Source organism: Photobacterium rosenbergii (assembly GCF_003026455.1).
Lineage (GTDB): Bacteria > Pseudomonadota > Gammaproteobacteria > Enterobacterales > Vibrionaceae > Photobacterium > Photobacterium rosenbergii.
Genome location: NZ_PYMB01000005.1, coordinates 90,035 through 104,216 on the forward strand (window position 1 = coordinate 90,035; position 14,182 = coordinate 104,216).

Genomic DNA, 14,182 nt, shown 5'->3' on the forward strand with positions numbered 1-14,182 from the left:
GACATGGATACGAAAACGCTCACAGTCAGCATTATTTGCGGCTCGTTATTGGCAACACTTTCTCTATGGGTGGCGGATTATAGCTTGGCAGCACTGGGCAGTTTGGCGGCATGCTGTACGACCCTTGCCTACTTGCCTCAGGTCATCAAGATTATCCGCTCCAAAGATACCCAGAGTATCTCATTGCACATGTATGCGCTGATGGTGTTCGGGGTATTTTGTTGGTTTATCTATGGCATGAAGGTCAATGACACCCCTGTGATGCTGGCCAATGCAATTACCTTGCTGTTATCAATGGTGATTCTGTTTATGAAGCTTAGCGAGCGTCCACAGTAAAATAAAAAGGCCTGCACGGAGGCAGGCCAAACTTTGCTAATTAATAGCTAGGTAGTCACAGCTTGTTATTTTTCGACAATGCTTTTTGAGCCCTTACATTTTTTCAGTAAAGGTACGGGTTATCACATCCTGCTGTTGCTCTTTGGTCAGCGAGTTGAAACGGACCGCATAACCCGATACACGGATTGTTAGCTGCGGGTATTTCTCTGGGTGCTCGACAGCATCAAGCAACATGTCACGGTTCATCACGTTGACGTTCAGGTGCTGGCCACCTTCAACGCCTACCCCATGCTCGCCCGCTTCGTGATGGAAATAGCCGTCCATCAGCGCTGCCAAGTTTTGCTTCTGGGTCTCGCTATTTTTGCCCAATGCATTTGGCACAATCGAGAAGGTATATGAGATACCGTCTTTGGCAAAAGCAAACGGCAGTTTCGAAACAGACGTCAGTGAAGCGACCGCCCCTTTTTGATCCCGGCCATGCATCGGGTTGGCACCTGGACCAAACGGCATACCGGCGCGGCGGCCATCTGGCGTATTACCGGTCTTCTTGCCGTACACCACGTTAGAGGTGATAGTCAGGATCGACTGGGTCGGCGTTGCCTCGCGGTACATGTTCATTTTCTGGATTTTCTTCATGAAGCGCTCAACCAGATCACAGGCAATGTCATCGACCCGGGCGTCATTGTTGCCGAATTTCGGGTAATCGCCGTCGATCTCGAAATCTACCGCCAAACCGTCTTCATCACGGATAGGCTTCACTTTGGCAAACTTAATCGCTGCCAGCGAGTCGGCAACTACCGACAAACCGGCTATCCCGCAGGCCATGGTACGCCTTACATCACGATCCATCAGTGCCATCAGGGAAGCTTCGTAGCTGTAACGGTCGTGCGAGTAGTGGATGATGTTCAGCGCCGTCACATATTGGGTTGCCAGCCAATCGAGCATCTCATCAAAACGAGGCATCAAGCTATCGAAATCCAAGGTTTCATCAGCAATCGGTGCCTGCTTAGGACCCACTTGCACTTTCGATTTTTCATCAACCCCACCGTTGATGGTGTACAACAATGCTTTCGCCAAATTGGCACGGGCGCCGAAGAACTGCATGTCTTTACCGACTATCTGCGGGCTGACGCAACAGGCAATGGCATAATCATCGTTGTTAAAGTCCGGGCGCATCAAATCATCATTTTCATACTGCAGCGATGAGGTATCGATAGACACTTTCGCCGCATATTTCTTGAAAGCCTCAGGCAGTTGCTCTGACCACAATACCGTCATATTGGGCTCAGGTGCCGGGCCCATGTTGTATAGCGTATGCAGGTAACGGAAGGTGGTTTTGCTGACCAGGGTACGACCGTCGACACCCATACCGGCCATAGCCTCGGTCGCCCAGATAGGGTCGCCAGAGAACAGCGAATCATAATCTGGAGTACGCAGGAATCGCACCATGCGCAGTTTCATGATGAAATGGTCCACCAGCTCCTGGGCCTGTGACTCAGTGATCACCCCATTAGCCAAATCCCTTTCAATATAAACATCAAGGAAAGTCGAGGTACGGCCCAGCGACATCGCCGCGCCGTTTTGTGATTTCACCGCGGCCAAGTAGCCGAAATAGGTATATTGGATTGCTTCTTGGGCCGACGTGGCCGGCGTCGACATATCAATACCGTACTTCAGGCCCATAGTGCGGATATCTTCCAGTGCCTGAATTTGATCGGCTAGCTCTTCACACAGGCGAAGGGTCTTCTCGAGATCTTGGCCTTGCTCAAGGAATGCCTGGGTCGATTTTACTTGCTCTTGCTTGTCTGCTTTAAGGAAATCAATGCCGTATAGGGCAATGCGGCGGTAATCACCAATAATTCGGCCACGGCCGTAAGCATCGGGAAGACCGGTAATGATGCCTGATTTACGACAAGCCAGAATATCCTTGGTGTAGAGATCAAAACACGCTTTATTATGGGTCTTGCGGTATTCGGTAAAAGTTTTTTCTACCATAGGGTCAAGCTGGCGGCCATATACCTCACAGGAGGTTTTCACCATGCGGATACCGCCATTGGCAATAATAGCCCGCTTGAGCGGTTTGTCGGTTTGCAGGCCGACAATGGTTTCCAGATCTTTATTGATATAACCCGCATCGTGGGAAATGATGGTTGAAGGCAGGTCGGTATCAAAGTCAACCGGCGCATGGGTGCGGCTCTCTTCTTTGATGCCCTCTAAGACACTATTCCAAAGCGCGGTGGTCGATTCCGTCGCGTCGGCAAGAAATGACTCATCGCCTTCATACGGTGTATAGTTGGTTTGGATGAAATCGCGGGTGTTAACCTCAGTCTGCCAATCGCCAGCGGTAAAACCTTTCCATGCTTGAAGCATTTCAGTAGTTGGAATAGTCATAGTAAATACCTAACAATAATCGTGTTCTGAAAGACTTTAATTGTTTAAAATCTGAAATAGAGACAAAGCAAACCTATCTTGCTATTGATAAATAAAGACTGGGAAAGCACCCTTTCAGGTATTATTTAAACGCTATTTATCAAACTGCTTGATACACAAATTAGATTCGGTTTGTTCACTTCATCTTGATGACTGAATGGTAGGACAAATCGCACTATGATTAAAATGAATGCTTTTCATTTTTTTAATGCGCAGAATGCATATATTAAGTGACAACCAATTTACACATTTGATTTCAGTTACTTAATTACAGACCTCGTGTTCAGCAAGACTTATATATCGCTTAATTTTTCCCTGTTTCACCTATATTTCTGATTATTGCTCGCTTCCAGATGCGATAAAGCCTTCAGCAAACATTCTCGCAATGTCTGTTGAAGGCTTTTAAAAGTAATAGGCTTTGATCTACGGTTATATTGGGTTAATACCCAAAACCAAATCCATCTGTGGAACTTTCCCGCTCCATTTCCAATACAAACTCATCATAGCCAAACTGGTATTGCCTTCGGAATTCATTGCCATCAGGCATGCCATCACAAATCCCGAAATAGCTCTGCCCTGAATTACCCAAATTCCATGCCTTATCGATATCGCAGTATTCAGCTCGGCCCATTTCATAGCCAACAGAATACTTTTGCTGCGCAGCAAACAAATCACCACTTACCAGCAAAGAGAGATCCCTGACCCGATGGCCTTTCAATGCATCTTGCTCGCCCAGAGACTGCCAGTCATTGGCTTCAGCGTATGTCTCAACATAGTTATTGGCACTACATGCGGTCAAAGCCAGCACCAGTGAAACGCCCAATAAGGTACGCATCCGTTTGTAGTTGTTCATCAATGAATATCCAAACTAGAAATTGTATTAAATATAACCGAAATTCTGCAAAGGATAATTATGGCACAAGGCGATAGGCTTTTGATATCGATGAAAGATTTGGCAATGAACCAAAGGTAATGAAGTGTTTAGCTGGGTGGCCTGTGGGGCAGGCGCTGCTGACAAATTCCAGCAGCGCCAATTAACAGCATTAGGCAAGGATAAGCAGTGGTGCGATCATCGACAGAGAGATGGCTGCAGAGAAGATAATCGCAAACGTCATTTTTTCGCTCATTTTATAATTTCCTTATGATGCGGGTGGCAAGCCACCACAAACAATACTTTCAAATGAATGTTATACCACCACACAACATAAAGATACATTTTATATATTACTTAACAGAAAATCCTTGTCTTAATGTGCTGGCACCAATACCAATTTGCCGACAAACTTTTTGGCTAAGAAGTCTTCCTGCGCTTGGTGGATTTGCTCCAGCGGATAAGTTTTAGAGACAACCGGTTTGATTTCCCCCGCTTCGATATAACTTACAAGGTTTTCAAACACATGGCGCTGCTGGTAGGTACAACCAAAGAAACTGAGATCTTTGAGGTACAAAGTACGTACATCCAACTCGGTCAGCGGGCCACCGATTGCACCGGCTACCGCGTAGCGACCGCCACGACGTAATACTTCTGGTAATTCCGGCCATTGCTCGCCAGCGACTAGATCAATCACCACATCAACAGCCATGGTCCCAAGCGACTCGATCAAGCTATCACCACGTGCAATAGTTCGGTCAGCGCCCATCTCTAGCACTTGCTGATGCTTGTCAGCACCGCACACTGCTATAACACTGGCACCACGGCGCTTGGAAAGTTGGACTGCCGCCGCCCCGACACCACCGGAGGCGCCGGTTACCAATACCACATCACCGGCTTTGACATTGGCACGGTCGACCATGTTTTCCGCCGTTGAAAAAGCACAAGGAAATGAAGCCAGTTCGACGTCAGTCATGGTGCTGTTGACAGTAAATGCCTCGCCAGACAATGCCTTGGTGTATTGGGCAAAACCGCCATTGCACTCAGAGCCGAAAGTGATGCAACGGAATGATTCATCTGTTTGCGGGTGCTGCTGCATGGCACGGACCATCACCCTTTCACCAATACGGGACGGGTCAACCTGCTCGCCTACTGCCACAATATGGCCGGCAACATCTGCACCCTGAATACGCGGGAAGGTCAGCGGGATCCCCGACCAACTGGCATCCTGATCATCGATAGTGTCAAAACCCTCTGAACCACCTGCATTGGTATCAGTGGTCACTTGCTTGGAGTACCAGCCAATCCGGGTATTGATATCGGTATTATTCACCGCGCAGGCACCGACCTTGATCAACACTTCGTCCCCGGCAAGTTCAGGTAGCGCTAAATCGTCACGCAATACCAGCTTATCCAAGCCACCGTGGCCGGTTAGCACCACGCCTTTCATCGTATTTGGCAATGAAGTTGTCATTACAGTCTCTCCCACATCATTCAGAATGCCTTCGGCCTTGATCCAAAGAAAAAGTAGACTCCAACAATAATCGCAACAATCAATTTAGCCAAACGAATAAAATTAACCTATAGATTTAGCAATACTAAATCTATAATGATTTTTAGGCCGTTACCCAACTAAAGGTGACCTACCTTTACGCTCCCCAAAGAAGACGTCGAAATGGACACGCTGTTAGATTTAGAGTTGTTGAGAACCTTTGTTGCCGTTGCAGAGACCGGTGAAATCAAACTTGCCGCCGAGCGGGTATATCGCTCCAGCGGTGCCGTCAGCATGCAGATGAAACGCTTGCAGGAGTTGGCGGGATGCGAGTTACTGCTCCGCAGTCACCGTGGCGTTGTCCTAACCGATGCCGGAAAAGTCTTGCTCAGTCGCAGCCAGCAAATGCTGGCCCTCAACAGCAGTACCCTTGCCGCCCTCAGCGGCAAAGATATCTCAGGCCAGTTGACTTTCGGTATACCCACCGACTACGCCGCAGATTTCACCCGCCACTTTATGCCGCTATTGAGAGCGAAAATGCCCAACTTGGCAGCGAAAGTGGTATGTGATAGAAGCCGTCACCTCAGGAAAAAGCGCCAAGCCGGCACTGTCGATATAGCCATTGTCGCCGGAGAGCCAGGGATTAAGGACGGCATGCCGCTATGGAGTGAGTCGGTTAACTGGGTAAAATCGCCCAAGCTCTCGCTGAACACGGAGCAACCGGTGCCTATAGCCCTGTTTGACGGCGATTGTCTGATCCGCGATCTAACTCTCGCAACACTCGAAAATGCGGACATCCGTTACGAAGTTGTCTTTACTAGCCCAGTTCTCGATAATATTGCCGAAGCAGTATATAACGGCCTGGCCATCTCATTGTTGCCAGAATCACTGCACAAATTCGGCCAGACCCAGCAGATGTTACCCTCTGAACCTTTCCACGACATCTTTACCCTAAACGAACGCCTGACCTTCAATCTTATCTATACCCAAGGGCAGAACGCGCATACGGTAGAAACCATTTCTACCTGCTTTCTCCATGCCCACCAGCAACTCCAATCAGTATCGACCTAATTGCCCGTCTAGGGCGTTGCCGTGACATAAAGTTTGACCATAACATACAATATTGAGACCCCATCAAAACGGACCCCAGAATGAAAATTGATTTGACTAAGATGGTGACTGAAAGCCGCAACAGTGCCAGTGCCGAGATTGATACGCTATCGACTGTCGATATGTTGAAGGTCATCAATCAGGAAGATCAGAAAGTCGCCCTTGCTGTCGAAGCGGTTTTGCCTGAAATAGCCCGTGCAGTCGATGCCATTGCCGATGCCTTCATGCAAGGTGGTAGATTGATATACAGTGGCGCAGGTACCTCTGGCCGTTTAGGTATCCTTGACGCTAGTGAGTGCCCGCCTACTTTTGGCAGTAAACCAGAGCAAGTGGTAGGCCTGATTGCAGGCGGCCATAAAGCCATTCTCAAAGCGGTCGAAAATGCCGAGGACAACCGTGACATGGGTGCAGGCGACCTGCAAGCGCTGGACTTCAGCAGCAAAGATGTTTTGGTCGGCATTGCCGCCAGCGGCAGGACCCCTTACGTATTGGGCGCGATGGAATATGCCAAGTCTGTTGGCGCGACCGTAGCCTGTATCAGCTGCAACCCTGATAGTCCGATGAGCCAATCGTCTGATATCGCCATCACGCCTGTCGTAGGCCCTGAAGTCGTCACCGGATCATCACGCCTCAAAGCCGGTACAGCACAAAAACTGATCCTCAATATGCTAACGACAGGTGCAATGATCAGAACCGGTAAGGTCTACGGCAATTTGATGGTCGATGTCGAAGCCACCAATGCCAAGTTGGTCGAACGGCAGAAAAACATTGTGATGGCTGCAACGGACTGCAGCCGGGAACAAGCCATTGATGCACTCAATGCCTGCAACGGCCACTGCAAAACTGCGATAGTTATGCTGCTAGCTGGCGTTGATGCCAACCAAGCGGCTTCACTACTAGATGAAAATCAAGGCTTTACCCGCAAGGCTATCAGCAGTAAATAAAGCTGGAATCAAGCTCGGTCGAGGCAATGTGATGGAAAGTGGCAGGGCAGAAATAAAAATGCCCAGCCGAGGCTGAGCGAAATTTGCGAGTGTCCAAATCAAGACACAATTAGCGAGTCAAATTCTAGCAAGTAGATACAGGTAAACATTGTATCTGCATCCATCATAGCCACAGTTTCCTTAACCAAAACTGGCGCGACTACATTAATATTAGTCCATCTCCCATATTTGAGACTGGTCAGATGTCACCGTCAGGAAAAACCATTCACCACTATTATTTGTGGCATGGGACTCCTTGCAAAAACAGATAGATAAAATCAAAAAACCGCCGCTAGCAACAATGTACGGCTTTGTACCAGGTTATTGAGCCCAGTTTCACCAGTCGATAAAATCCACGCCAAACTAATAAAACAGCGTATTTTATGACAAAGTTCATTCCGGCCATTCTCCTGCTTTGCCCTCTCGTCAGCCAAGCCGCCAGCCAGCCTATTACCCATGAAGTGGGAGTCCGCTTGGGCGGCGGTGGGATGTCCAATAATCACCACAGTGATGGTGATGCAGGCTTCACTTTCGAGCTTGGCTACAACTACCACTTTAACCGCTATTTCTCACTCGACACCGGCTATTTTGCCAACAGCGGCGGTTTGAGTTACCTCGGCACACTTGGCCTTTCCCAATCGGTTTCCAGCTATAGCGGTGGCTTACTAGGCGTAAAAGCGGAGTACCCTGTTACCCGCTTTACTAATATCTATGCCCGTGGCGGGATTAACTACGCTGCCCTAGACCTTGATACACGCTACCTTGAAACCCGCAAGGGCAAAGACAATTGGCACACCCGTACCGAACGCGGGTTCTCTCCATATGTTGCCCTCGGTGCCGAACTCGCTCTCGGCCAGCACTTTGGCATTAGTGCGGAGTACCAACGCATTGAACTACCGCAGCATTTCAGCAGCGACCATTACTTGTTAGGGGTTAATTTCAAGTTTTAACAACAACATACCGCTTGCAATCATAATATCACTACATAGTTCATTCGAATTTTTAGAACGATTAGCTCAAGTTCACCTGATGTTGATCTCAGGCGAAGCTGCCTATTCTGTATCCAACAACACAGGACAGTTACCCGGCATCAGGAATTGCCGACAGATTCGAGGACAGCACTATGAACACATTGATCAACAAAACACTTTCGTCATCAGCCACTTTCGCCCCTCTTGCCCTACGAGTACCGGCAGGGATCATTTTCATGGCTCACGGCGCGCAGAAACTATTCGGCTGGTTTGGCGGTTACGGCCTTGAAGGTACGGGCAAATGGATGGCATCCATCGGACTGGAGCCGGGTTTTCTGATGGCATTAATGGCAGGCGGTGCGGAGTTCTTCGGCGGTTTGTTCATCCTACTTGGCCTGCTCACCCGACCAACCGCGTTGGTACTGGCCGTTACCATGGTGGTTGCCATTGTTACCGTACACTTGGACAAGGGCTTGTTCATATCAAACGGTGGCTACGAGTTTGGCCTCGCATTACTGGCAATGTCTGTCTCGCTGCTGGTTTCAGGTGCTGGCCGACTCAGCGTGGACAGCCTGTTGCTATCGAGCCGCCAACAGAATAAAAGCCCAGCTTTAGCCTAATCAGCTTAGGCAGTAAAAAACAAAAACCACATAGATATATCCAATCTATGTGGTTGTTCTTTTATATTATGGCCCGAGACTATATGTTCGCGACATACCTAACCATAATAGAAAGCCGTAGAGTTAATTACTTTCCCCCGCTTTCAGGCGACGTAGCAATTCTTTCACCTCTGCCCTGCCGGCTTCAGATTTACACAGGCTAGCTGGCGAAACCAACCCCAAGGCGATGTTCTCGGTATGCAGCCAGTCATCGGCTTTTGCGTGATCGCCAAAATAAGCCAAGGCATCATCGTATAACGCATCGGGAATCTGTTGTTTATCCATAAACCTTCTCCTTACCGGTACTACTTATCCTCTCAATATTAAACTAGCCTGATTTCATAACAGCATCAGTTAGCGATATCACAATTGACCGACAAAAGTGAAAACCATACTCTTATAGCCAATTAAGATAACGACAAAAACAACAAGCCCAACCTCCAGCTGGCTGCTTGCGTTTGCAACAAGGAAACCTGCATGAGCAACACCGTTGATTTAAGCCTGCTCATTGAGCGCATCTCTGCCGCAGATACCGACGAACAGCGTCAAATTTTCAATGAACCCGAGATCCAACAGCTCGAAGCCGGTGCCTTCGCCACCTTGTTCGAAGCCCTGCCGCTTGATGAGCGTATGGAGCTATGGCGACAGTTGCCGCTCAACGATCACGTCGATGTGCTCACCGCAATGCGTGGGGACACCCGGCAATGGGTGATCCAGTCGCTGAGTGATACCGAGCTGGATCTCGTACTCGGCAAGCTCGATAACCTGTCATTGATTGAATGGGCCGACTCACTGCCCGAAGACATTATTGAGCGGGCAATTGAAAAGCTCAGTAAAGAAGATATCGAGCTGTTTGACCGCGCCAACCAATACGATGACGATCAAATCGGCCGTTATGCCAACCCCAAGATACTGTCTCTGCCGCAGGGGATCTCAGTCAAGCGCGCCATGGTGCTTCTGGAGCGTTACGGTTACCAATACCCCGCCTCTATTTATGTGGTTACCCGCGATACCAAGTTTGTCGGTACCGTCAATTACCAGCAACTGATCGAGGCTGAGCCGCTGACCAAATTGAGCAGCCTTGCCGATACCGATACGCTGGTGTTGGAAGATGACGCCTCATTGACCGAAGCCGTTGAAGCGATGGAGCACAGCCAGCAGTTCAGCCTGCCGATTGTTGATGAGAATTTCGCCCTCATCGGTGAAATTGATACCCACCTTGCGCTTGAGCTAATGCGGGAGAACTACGAAAGTACCTTGATGGCCAATGCCGGTATGAGCGAGGAGGATGACCTTTTCGCCCCAATTACCAAAAGTGCCAAGAAGCGTGCGGTATGGCTGGGTATCAACCTTATCACTGCCGTGCTGGCTTCAATGACCATCAGCCTGTTCGAAGACGTCATTGCCCAGGTGGTCGCATTGGCTATCTTGATGCCAATCGTGGCTTCGATGGGGGGGATTGCCGGTAGCCAGACCCTGACCCTGATGATCCGCGGTATGGCCCTCAACCAGGTCACTGCCGGTAACCGCCGATCGTTGCTGCGCAATGAGCTGGGAATAGGCTTCCTCAACGGGGTGCTGTGGGCAGTTTTGATCGGTTTGATGGCGGGGCTTTGGTTCCAATCGCCGATTATCGGCGCAATCATAGCGGTCGGTATCGTGGTCAATATCATCACCGCCGCACTGTTCGGGGTAATCATCCCGGTCGTGCTCGACAAGCTCAAGCTTGACCCAGCACTGGCCGGCTCGGTGATCCTAACTACAGTCACCGATGTAGTCGGCTTCTTCGCTTTCCTGGGAACCGCTAAGCTGTTACTTCTTTGATACTCCTTTCCAAGCCGGGTAGCGATGAATACGCCTCATCGATGCCCGGTAGATTTTACTTTCGCCGCCGTATCCTGATCGACAATTTCGCGTATCGCTGCCAGCAAAGGATGCTGATCGGTGTACTTCTTGCCGTAGTGAAGATTGAATTCATAGTCGAAATCATCAGGGTTCAAGCCTTGGTTGTGCTGGATTAGGGTTTCCAGTTTATCTAACCCCTTAGCCACTTTGGCCTCCGGCGTCTCGGCCTGCTCATACTCATCCCAAAGCGCTAGGATATGCTGCTGCATCGATTGATTCAGAGGTGCTATCAGGGTCTGGAGATCCAACCTTTCCTGATGGGACTTATCGATACTCGGGTCTTGGTCAACTGCAGCAATATCACCGGATATCGCCTCACCTAAATCATGGATCACGCACATCTGCATTAGCTTGGCGTGATCGATTTCTGGCATTTCCCGCTCGAACAACATCGCCATTAAACACAAGCGCCAAGTATGCTCAGCGGTGCTCTCTTTGCGGCCCTGGGTAGTATGGGCACTTCTCAATGTGTCCTTCAATTGTTCGGCCTGGTGGAGGAAATCCAACATACCCAACATGTCACTTTGCTTCATCAAACTGTCACCTGCCTTTAAAAAGCCATTAATCCAATCGTCATAAATCGCATCAATAATACTCCCAAATCGAATGTGTACACGTGTTCACATCTGATTTCCTTTTTCATTCTATGAGCTTTTTTACCTTTTTGGGAGACACGCAGTGATACATTCTGGAACGCCACAACGTGCATTGAAGCACAGTCTACTGTGCCTTTCTCTTGCTTATGCCGGCCTTGCCAGCGCAGCAAACTATGAGATTTCGGTTGTTGCCGGTGGTGCTGGTCCTAATGACCATTACCGCACCGACGCCATTGAGATGGCAGCCAATATCCTGATGCAAGAGGCTGATGCCGCAGGCGAAGAACTCAAAATCACCGTGAACAAGCGCAACTATGCCGACTGGGATAGTTTCAAGCAAGCCGTCACCCTGTCTGCCGAATCTGGCTCAGCGCCGGATATCGTGGTAACCGGCCACGTAGATATCGCCCCTTGGGCACAGTCGGGCATTATTGCACCGGTCGAAGACTATGTAGATATGGATGCATGGCCGCTGAATAACCTGTACCCGAACCTTGTTGATATCTCTTCTTTCAACGGTATGGTTTACGGCATTCCCCAAGACTCAGAAGCGCGTCCTTTCTTTGCCTGGAAAGAATACCTAAAAGGGATTGGCTACGACGATGATGCTATCGAAGCCCTACCAGAACGTATCGAATCAGGCGACTACACCCTTTACGACATGCTGGAAGATGCGAAAAAGGCACAAGATAAGGGCCTAGTTGCCAAAGGCTACGGCTTCTACCCGCGTGTTACCAATGGGCCTGACTTCTGGCAGTTCTACACTAGCTTTGGTGGCCAGCTACAAGACGAAGAAACAGGACGTTTGATTTTCGATAAAGCCGCGATGGAAAAAACCTTCCAGTTCTTTGCCGATGCCGTTGAGATGGGCGTAACACGCCGTAACCACATAGGTACGCCTTGGGATCAGTGGTACGCCGAGGTTGCAAGCGGTAAAGCTGCATTCTGGCACGGCGGAACCTGGCACTACTCCCGTTATACCGAAGCAGAAGGTCTTGACGACTTCTTCGGCAACGTGCAGTTCGGCCTGATCCCTGCCGGTAATGAAGAAACCAAGGACTCAGCCAACACCCTGACTCACCCTGTCGTCTATCTGATGACCGAGCAAGGCGATGATGACAAGATGGAAGTCGCAGCCAAGCTTATCAAGATTGCTTCCGAGCCACGCATCAACACCCTACATGCGATTAAATCGGCCCACTTGGCTATCAGCCCTGAGCAGATGAACATCGGACTATACAGCAACGACCGCTGGACGATGGAAGCGACTGAGCGCCTTCTTCCTCATGCGACCTCAATGCCAAACAACGCTGACTTCGGTGCGTTCTGGAACATTTACTGGAAAGGTCTGGAAGCAGCTTGGACCGGTCAGAAAACGGCGAAACAAGCGGTTGCTGACGCAGAGCAAGAGCTACGCGGCACCCTTGGCAACGGTGTGATTATCCAATAATCCAACCGCAATCCCTCCGGTTAGTCATTCCTGATTAGCCGGAGGGCAACAGAGAGAGCCCCATGAATCGTTCCAAAACCCTGGGCCCGGTGATGATGTCACCCGCCCTAATCTTTGTCGTTCTATTTTTCCTGCTGCCGGTTGTCATGACTGCTGTATTCTCCTTTACCAACATGAGTACAGCGACTGGGATCAGTGGCGGAACATACCAAATTACTCCGTCAGCACTGCGTTCGCTCAGCGCTGATCATGATATGGCCTCACTGGCCAATGAGCTCAGGGAAACCCGCTTCACCGTCGATCAAGCAGGGTTATCTGACCTAACTGAAGGCAAGACAGACACCCGTTTTATCGAGCAGCTACAAGTTAACCTGCTGGATCAGTCGTTTGGCAACCGCCGTGAGCTCACCCGTGAAATGCGCACACTGCGCTACAGTCCACGCAGTGCACGTGAACTCAATACCATCGCCAACCAGTTCCAACGCTCTGTGGGTACCACACGCTATGACAGCAAAGAAGAGATACTGGCTGCGGTGAGTGCTGCCGGGATCAGCCTCGACGAACAAGAAGCCGATGCCCTGTTGAAGGCATCTTATACCGGCTGGGTCTGGACCAAGGAAAACTACCAGCGTATGACCTCGCTGCCGGATACCAAGACCGCGCTAAGCAACACGCTAATGTACGTATTCACCACATTGACTTTGTTCAATGTCGGCTTCGCGCTGGTGCTGGCCATTGCCACCCACTACATGCCGAAGAATATTGCCGGTTTCTATCGCGCAGTATGGCTACTGCCACGTATCACCCCGCCGGTACTTTACGTCCTGCTTTGGAAATGGCTGGCTTGGGATACCGGTTTTATCTCCAACCTACTTGGAATGTTCGGTGTGCAATCGAAAAACTGGATGCTCGACACCCCAGCCCACGCATGGACATTCGTGATTCTGATCAACGGCTTTGTCGGGGCCTCAATGGGGATGCTGGTGCTGTCCTCAGCCATCAATGCCATTCCTAAAAGCCACTTTTGGGCCAGTGAAGTGGATGGCGCCAACCGCTGGCAGCAGATCCGCTACATCATCCTGCCGCAACTGCGCTGGCCAATTCTATTCATGACTTGCTACCAGACTTTATCACTGCTGGCTTCATTCGATTACATCCTGCTGGCAACAGGTGGTGGCCCGGGTGGGTCAACCGAAGTGTGGGCACTGCGGGCTTTCCACACCGCCCTTAGCAACTATGCCGGTAACCTGCAGTACGGCTACGGCGCAGCACTTGCCATGGTACTGGTTGCCATCGGTATGGTGATGTCGATTGTTTACCTCAAATTGTTTGGCTTCAACAAGATGGTCGCCAAACCACGTATCGAGATCTAGGAGGCG

13 protein-coding genes are annotated in these 14,182 nt (G+C 49.9%); 8 read left to right on the plus strand and 5 right to left on the minus strand.

The features are described from left to right. Nucleotides 1-3: 3 nt before the first annotated feature. The gene (locus C9J01_RS13925; RefSeq protein ID WP_107298764.1) at nt 4-336 is read left to right on the plus strand and encodes a SemiSWEET transporter; all 333 of its coding nucleotides are present in this window, start codon (nt 4-6) and stop codon (nt 334-336) included. A 93-nt stretch (nt 337-429) separates the two neighbouring features. On the opposite strand, the gene pflB is transcribed toward C9J01_RS13925, so the two are convergent. The 3 genes from pflB to C9J01_RS13940 all read right to left on the minus strand — a co-directional run bounded on the left by pflB (nt 430) and on the right by C9J01_RS13940 (nt 5,111). Beyond that, nucleotides 430-2,727: a formate C-acetyltransferase gene (gene pflB, locus C9J01_RS13930; protein WP_107298765.1), complete on the minus strand. Its 2,298-nt coding sequence runs from the start codon at nt 2,725-2,727 to the stop codon at nt 430-432. Nucleotides 2,728-3,205: 478 nt separating this feature from the next. Continuing rightward, nucleotides 3,206-3,619 (minus strand): DUF2799 domain-containing protein, encoded by a 414-nt coding sequence (locus C9J01_RS13935; protein WP_107298766.1) that lies wholly within the window; start codon nt 3,617-3,619, stop codon nt 3,206-3,208. A 394-nt stretch (nt 3,620-4,013) separates the two neighbouring features. Continuing rightward, nucleotides 4,014-5,111: an alcohol dehydrogenase family protein gene (locus tag C9J01_RS13940; RefSeq protein WP_170114908.1), complete on the minus strand. Its 1,098-nt coding sequence runs from the start codon at nt 5,109-5,111 to the stop codon at nt 4,014-4,016. 201 nt (nt 5,112-5,312) lie between these two features. Here C9J01_RS13940 and C9J01_RS13945 point away from each other — a divergent pair, with 201 nt between their 5' ends. The 4 genes from C9J01_RS13945 (at nt 5,313) to C9J01_RS13960 (ending at nt 8,813) form a co-directional block, all read left to right on the plus strand. Next, a complete protein-coding gene (locus C9J01_RS13945; protein ID WP_107298767.1) occupies nt 5,313-6,200 on the plus strand; it encodes a LysR family transcriptional regulator in 888 nt (295 codons plus the stop codon). Nucleotides 6,201-6,280: 80 nt separating this feature from the next. Then, nucleotides 6,281-7,183 carry an N-acetylmuramic acid 6-phosphate etherase gene (gene murQ / locus C9J01_RS13950; protein WP_107298768.1) on the plus strand — a complete coding sequence of 301 codons (903 nt, stop codon included), beginning with the start codon at nt 6,281-6,283 and terminating at the stop codon, nt 7,181-7,183. Between the two features lie 422 nt (nt 7,184-7,605). After that, nucleotides 7,606-8,172 carry a porin family protein gene (locus C9J01_RS13955; RefSeq protein WP_107298769.1) on the plus strand — a complete coding sequence of 189 codons (567 nt, stop codon included), beginning with the start codon at nt 7,606-7,608 and terminating at the stop codon, nt 8,170-8,172. 173 nt (nt 8,173-8,345) lie between these two features. Continuing rightward, nucleotides 8,346-8,813: a DoxX family protein gene (locus tag C9J01_RS13960; RefSeq protein WP_107298770.1), complete on the plus strand. Its 468-nt coding sequence runs from the start codon at nt 8,346-8,348 to the stop codon at nt 8,811-8,813. 123 nt (nt 8,814-8,936) lie between these two features. On the opposite strand, the gene C9J01_RS13965 is transcribed toward C9J01_RS13960, so the two are convergent. After that, a complete protein-coding gene (locus tag C9J01_RS13965; protein WP_107298771.1) occupies nt 8,937-9,137 on the minus strand; it encodes an MbcA/ParS/Xre antitoxin family protein in 201 nt (66 codons plus the stop codon). A 192-nt stretch (nt 9,138-9,329) separates the two neighbouring features. Here C9J01_RS13965 and C9J01_RS13970 point away from each other — a divergent pair, with 192 nt between their 5' ends. After that, complete coding sequence (locus tag C9J01_RS13970) at nt 9,330-10,676, plus strand: magnesium transporter (RefSeq protein ID WP_107298772.1); 1,347 nt, start codon at nt 9,330-9,332, stop codon at nt 10,674-10,676. Between the two features lie 35 nt (nt 10,677-10,711). Here C9J01_RS13970 and C9J01_RS13975 read toward each other — a convergent pair whose 3' ends face one another. After that, the gene (locus C9J01_RS13975) at nt 10,712-11,290 is read right to left on the minus strand and encodes an HD domain-containing protein (protein WP_107298773.1); all 579 of its coding nucleotides are present in this window, start codon (nt 11,288-11,290) and stop codon (nt 10,712-10,714) included. Between the two features lie 145 nt (nt 11,291-11,435). Between C9J01_RS13975 and C9J01_RS13980 the strand changes: the two genes are divergently transcribed. Together C9J01_RS13980 and C9J01_RS13985 are read left to right on the plus strand one after the other, a co-directional pair. Then, nucleotides 11,436-12,803: an extracellular solute-binding protein gene (locus tag C9J01_RS13980; RefSeq protein ID WP_237156969.1), complete on the plus strand. Its 1,368-nt coding sequence runs from the start codon at nt 11,436-11,438 to the stop codon at nt 12,801-12,803. Between the two features lie 62 nt (nt 12,804-12,865). Continuing rightward, nucleotides 12,866-14,176 carry a carbohydrate ABC transporter permease gene (locus C9J01_RS13985; protein WP_107298774.1) on the plus strand — a complete coding sequence of 437 codons (1,311 nt, stop codon included), beginning with the start codon at nt 12,866-12,868 and terminating at the stop codon, nt 14,174-14,176. Nucleotides 14,177-14,182 lie beyond the last annotated feature (6 nt).

Coding starts and splice junctions, on each gene's coding strand:
- pflB (WP_107298765.1), bottom strand. CDS start 2,727: ATGACTATTCCAACTACTGAAATGCTTCAAGCATGGAAAGGTTTTACC.
- C9J01_RS13935 (WP_107298766.1), bottom strand. CDS start 3,619: ATGAACAACTACAAACGGATGCGTACCTTATTGGGCGTTTCACTGGTG.
- C9J01_RS13970 (WP_107298772.1), top strand. CDS start 9,330: ATGAGCAACACCGTTGATTTAAGCCTGCTCATTGAGCGCATCTCTGCC.
- C9J01_RS13940 (WP_170114908.1), bottom strand. CDS start 5,111: ATGACAACTTCATTGCCAAATACGATGAAAGGCGTGGTGCTAACCGGC.
- C9J01_RS13960 (WP_107298770.1), top strand. CDS start 8,346: ATGAACACATTGATCAACAAAACACTTTCGTCATCAGCCACTTTCGCC.
- C9J01_RS13925 (WP_107298764.1), top strand. CDS start 4: ATGGATACGAAAACGCTCACAGTCAGCATTATTTGCGGCTCGTTATTG.
- C9J01_RS13945 (WP_107298767.1), top strand. CDS start 5,313: ATGGACACGCTGTTAGATTTAGAGTTGTTGAGAACCTTTGTTGCCGTT.
- C9J01_RS13985 (WP_107298774.1), top strand. CDS start 12,866: ATGAATCGTTCCAAAACCCTGGGCCCGGTGATGATGTCACCCGCCCTA.
- C9J01_RS13975 (WP_107298773.1), bottom strand. CDS start 11,290: ATGAAGCAAAGTGACATGTTGGGTATGTTGGATTTCCTCCACCAGGCC.
- murQ (WP_107298768.1), top strand. CDS start 6,281: ATGAAAATTGATTTGACTAAGATGGTGACTGAAAGCCGCAACAGTGCC.
- C9J01_RS13955 (WP_107298769.1), top strand. CDS start 7,606: ATGACAAAGTTCATTCCGGCCATTCTCCTGCTTTGCCCTCTCGTCAGC.
- C9J01_RS13965 (WP_107298771.1), bottom strand. CDS start 9,137: ATGGATAAACAACAGATTCCCGATGCGTTATACGATGATGCCTTGGCT.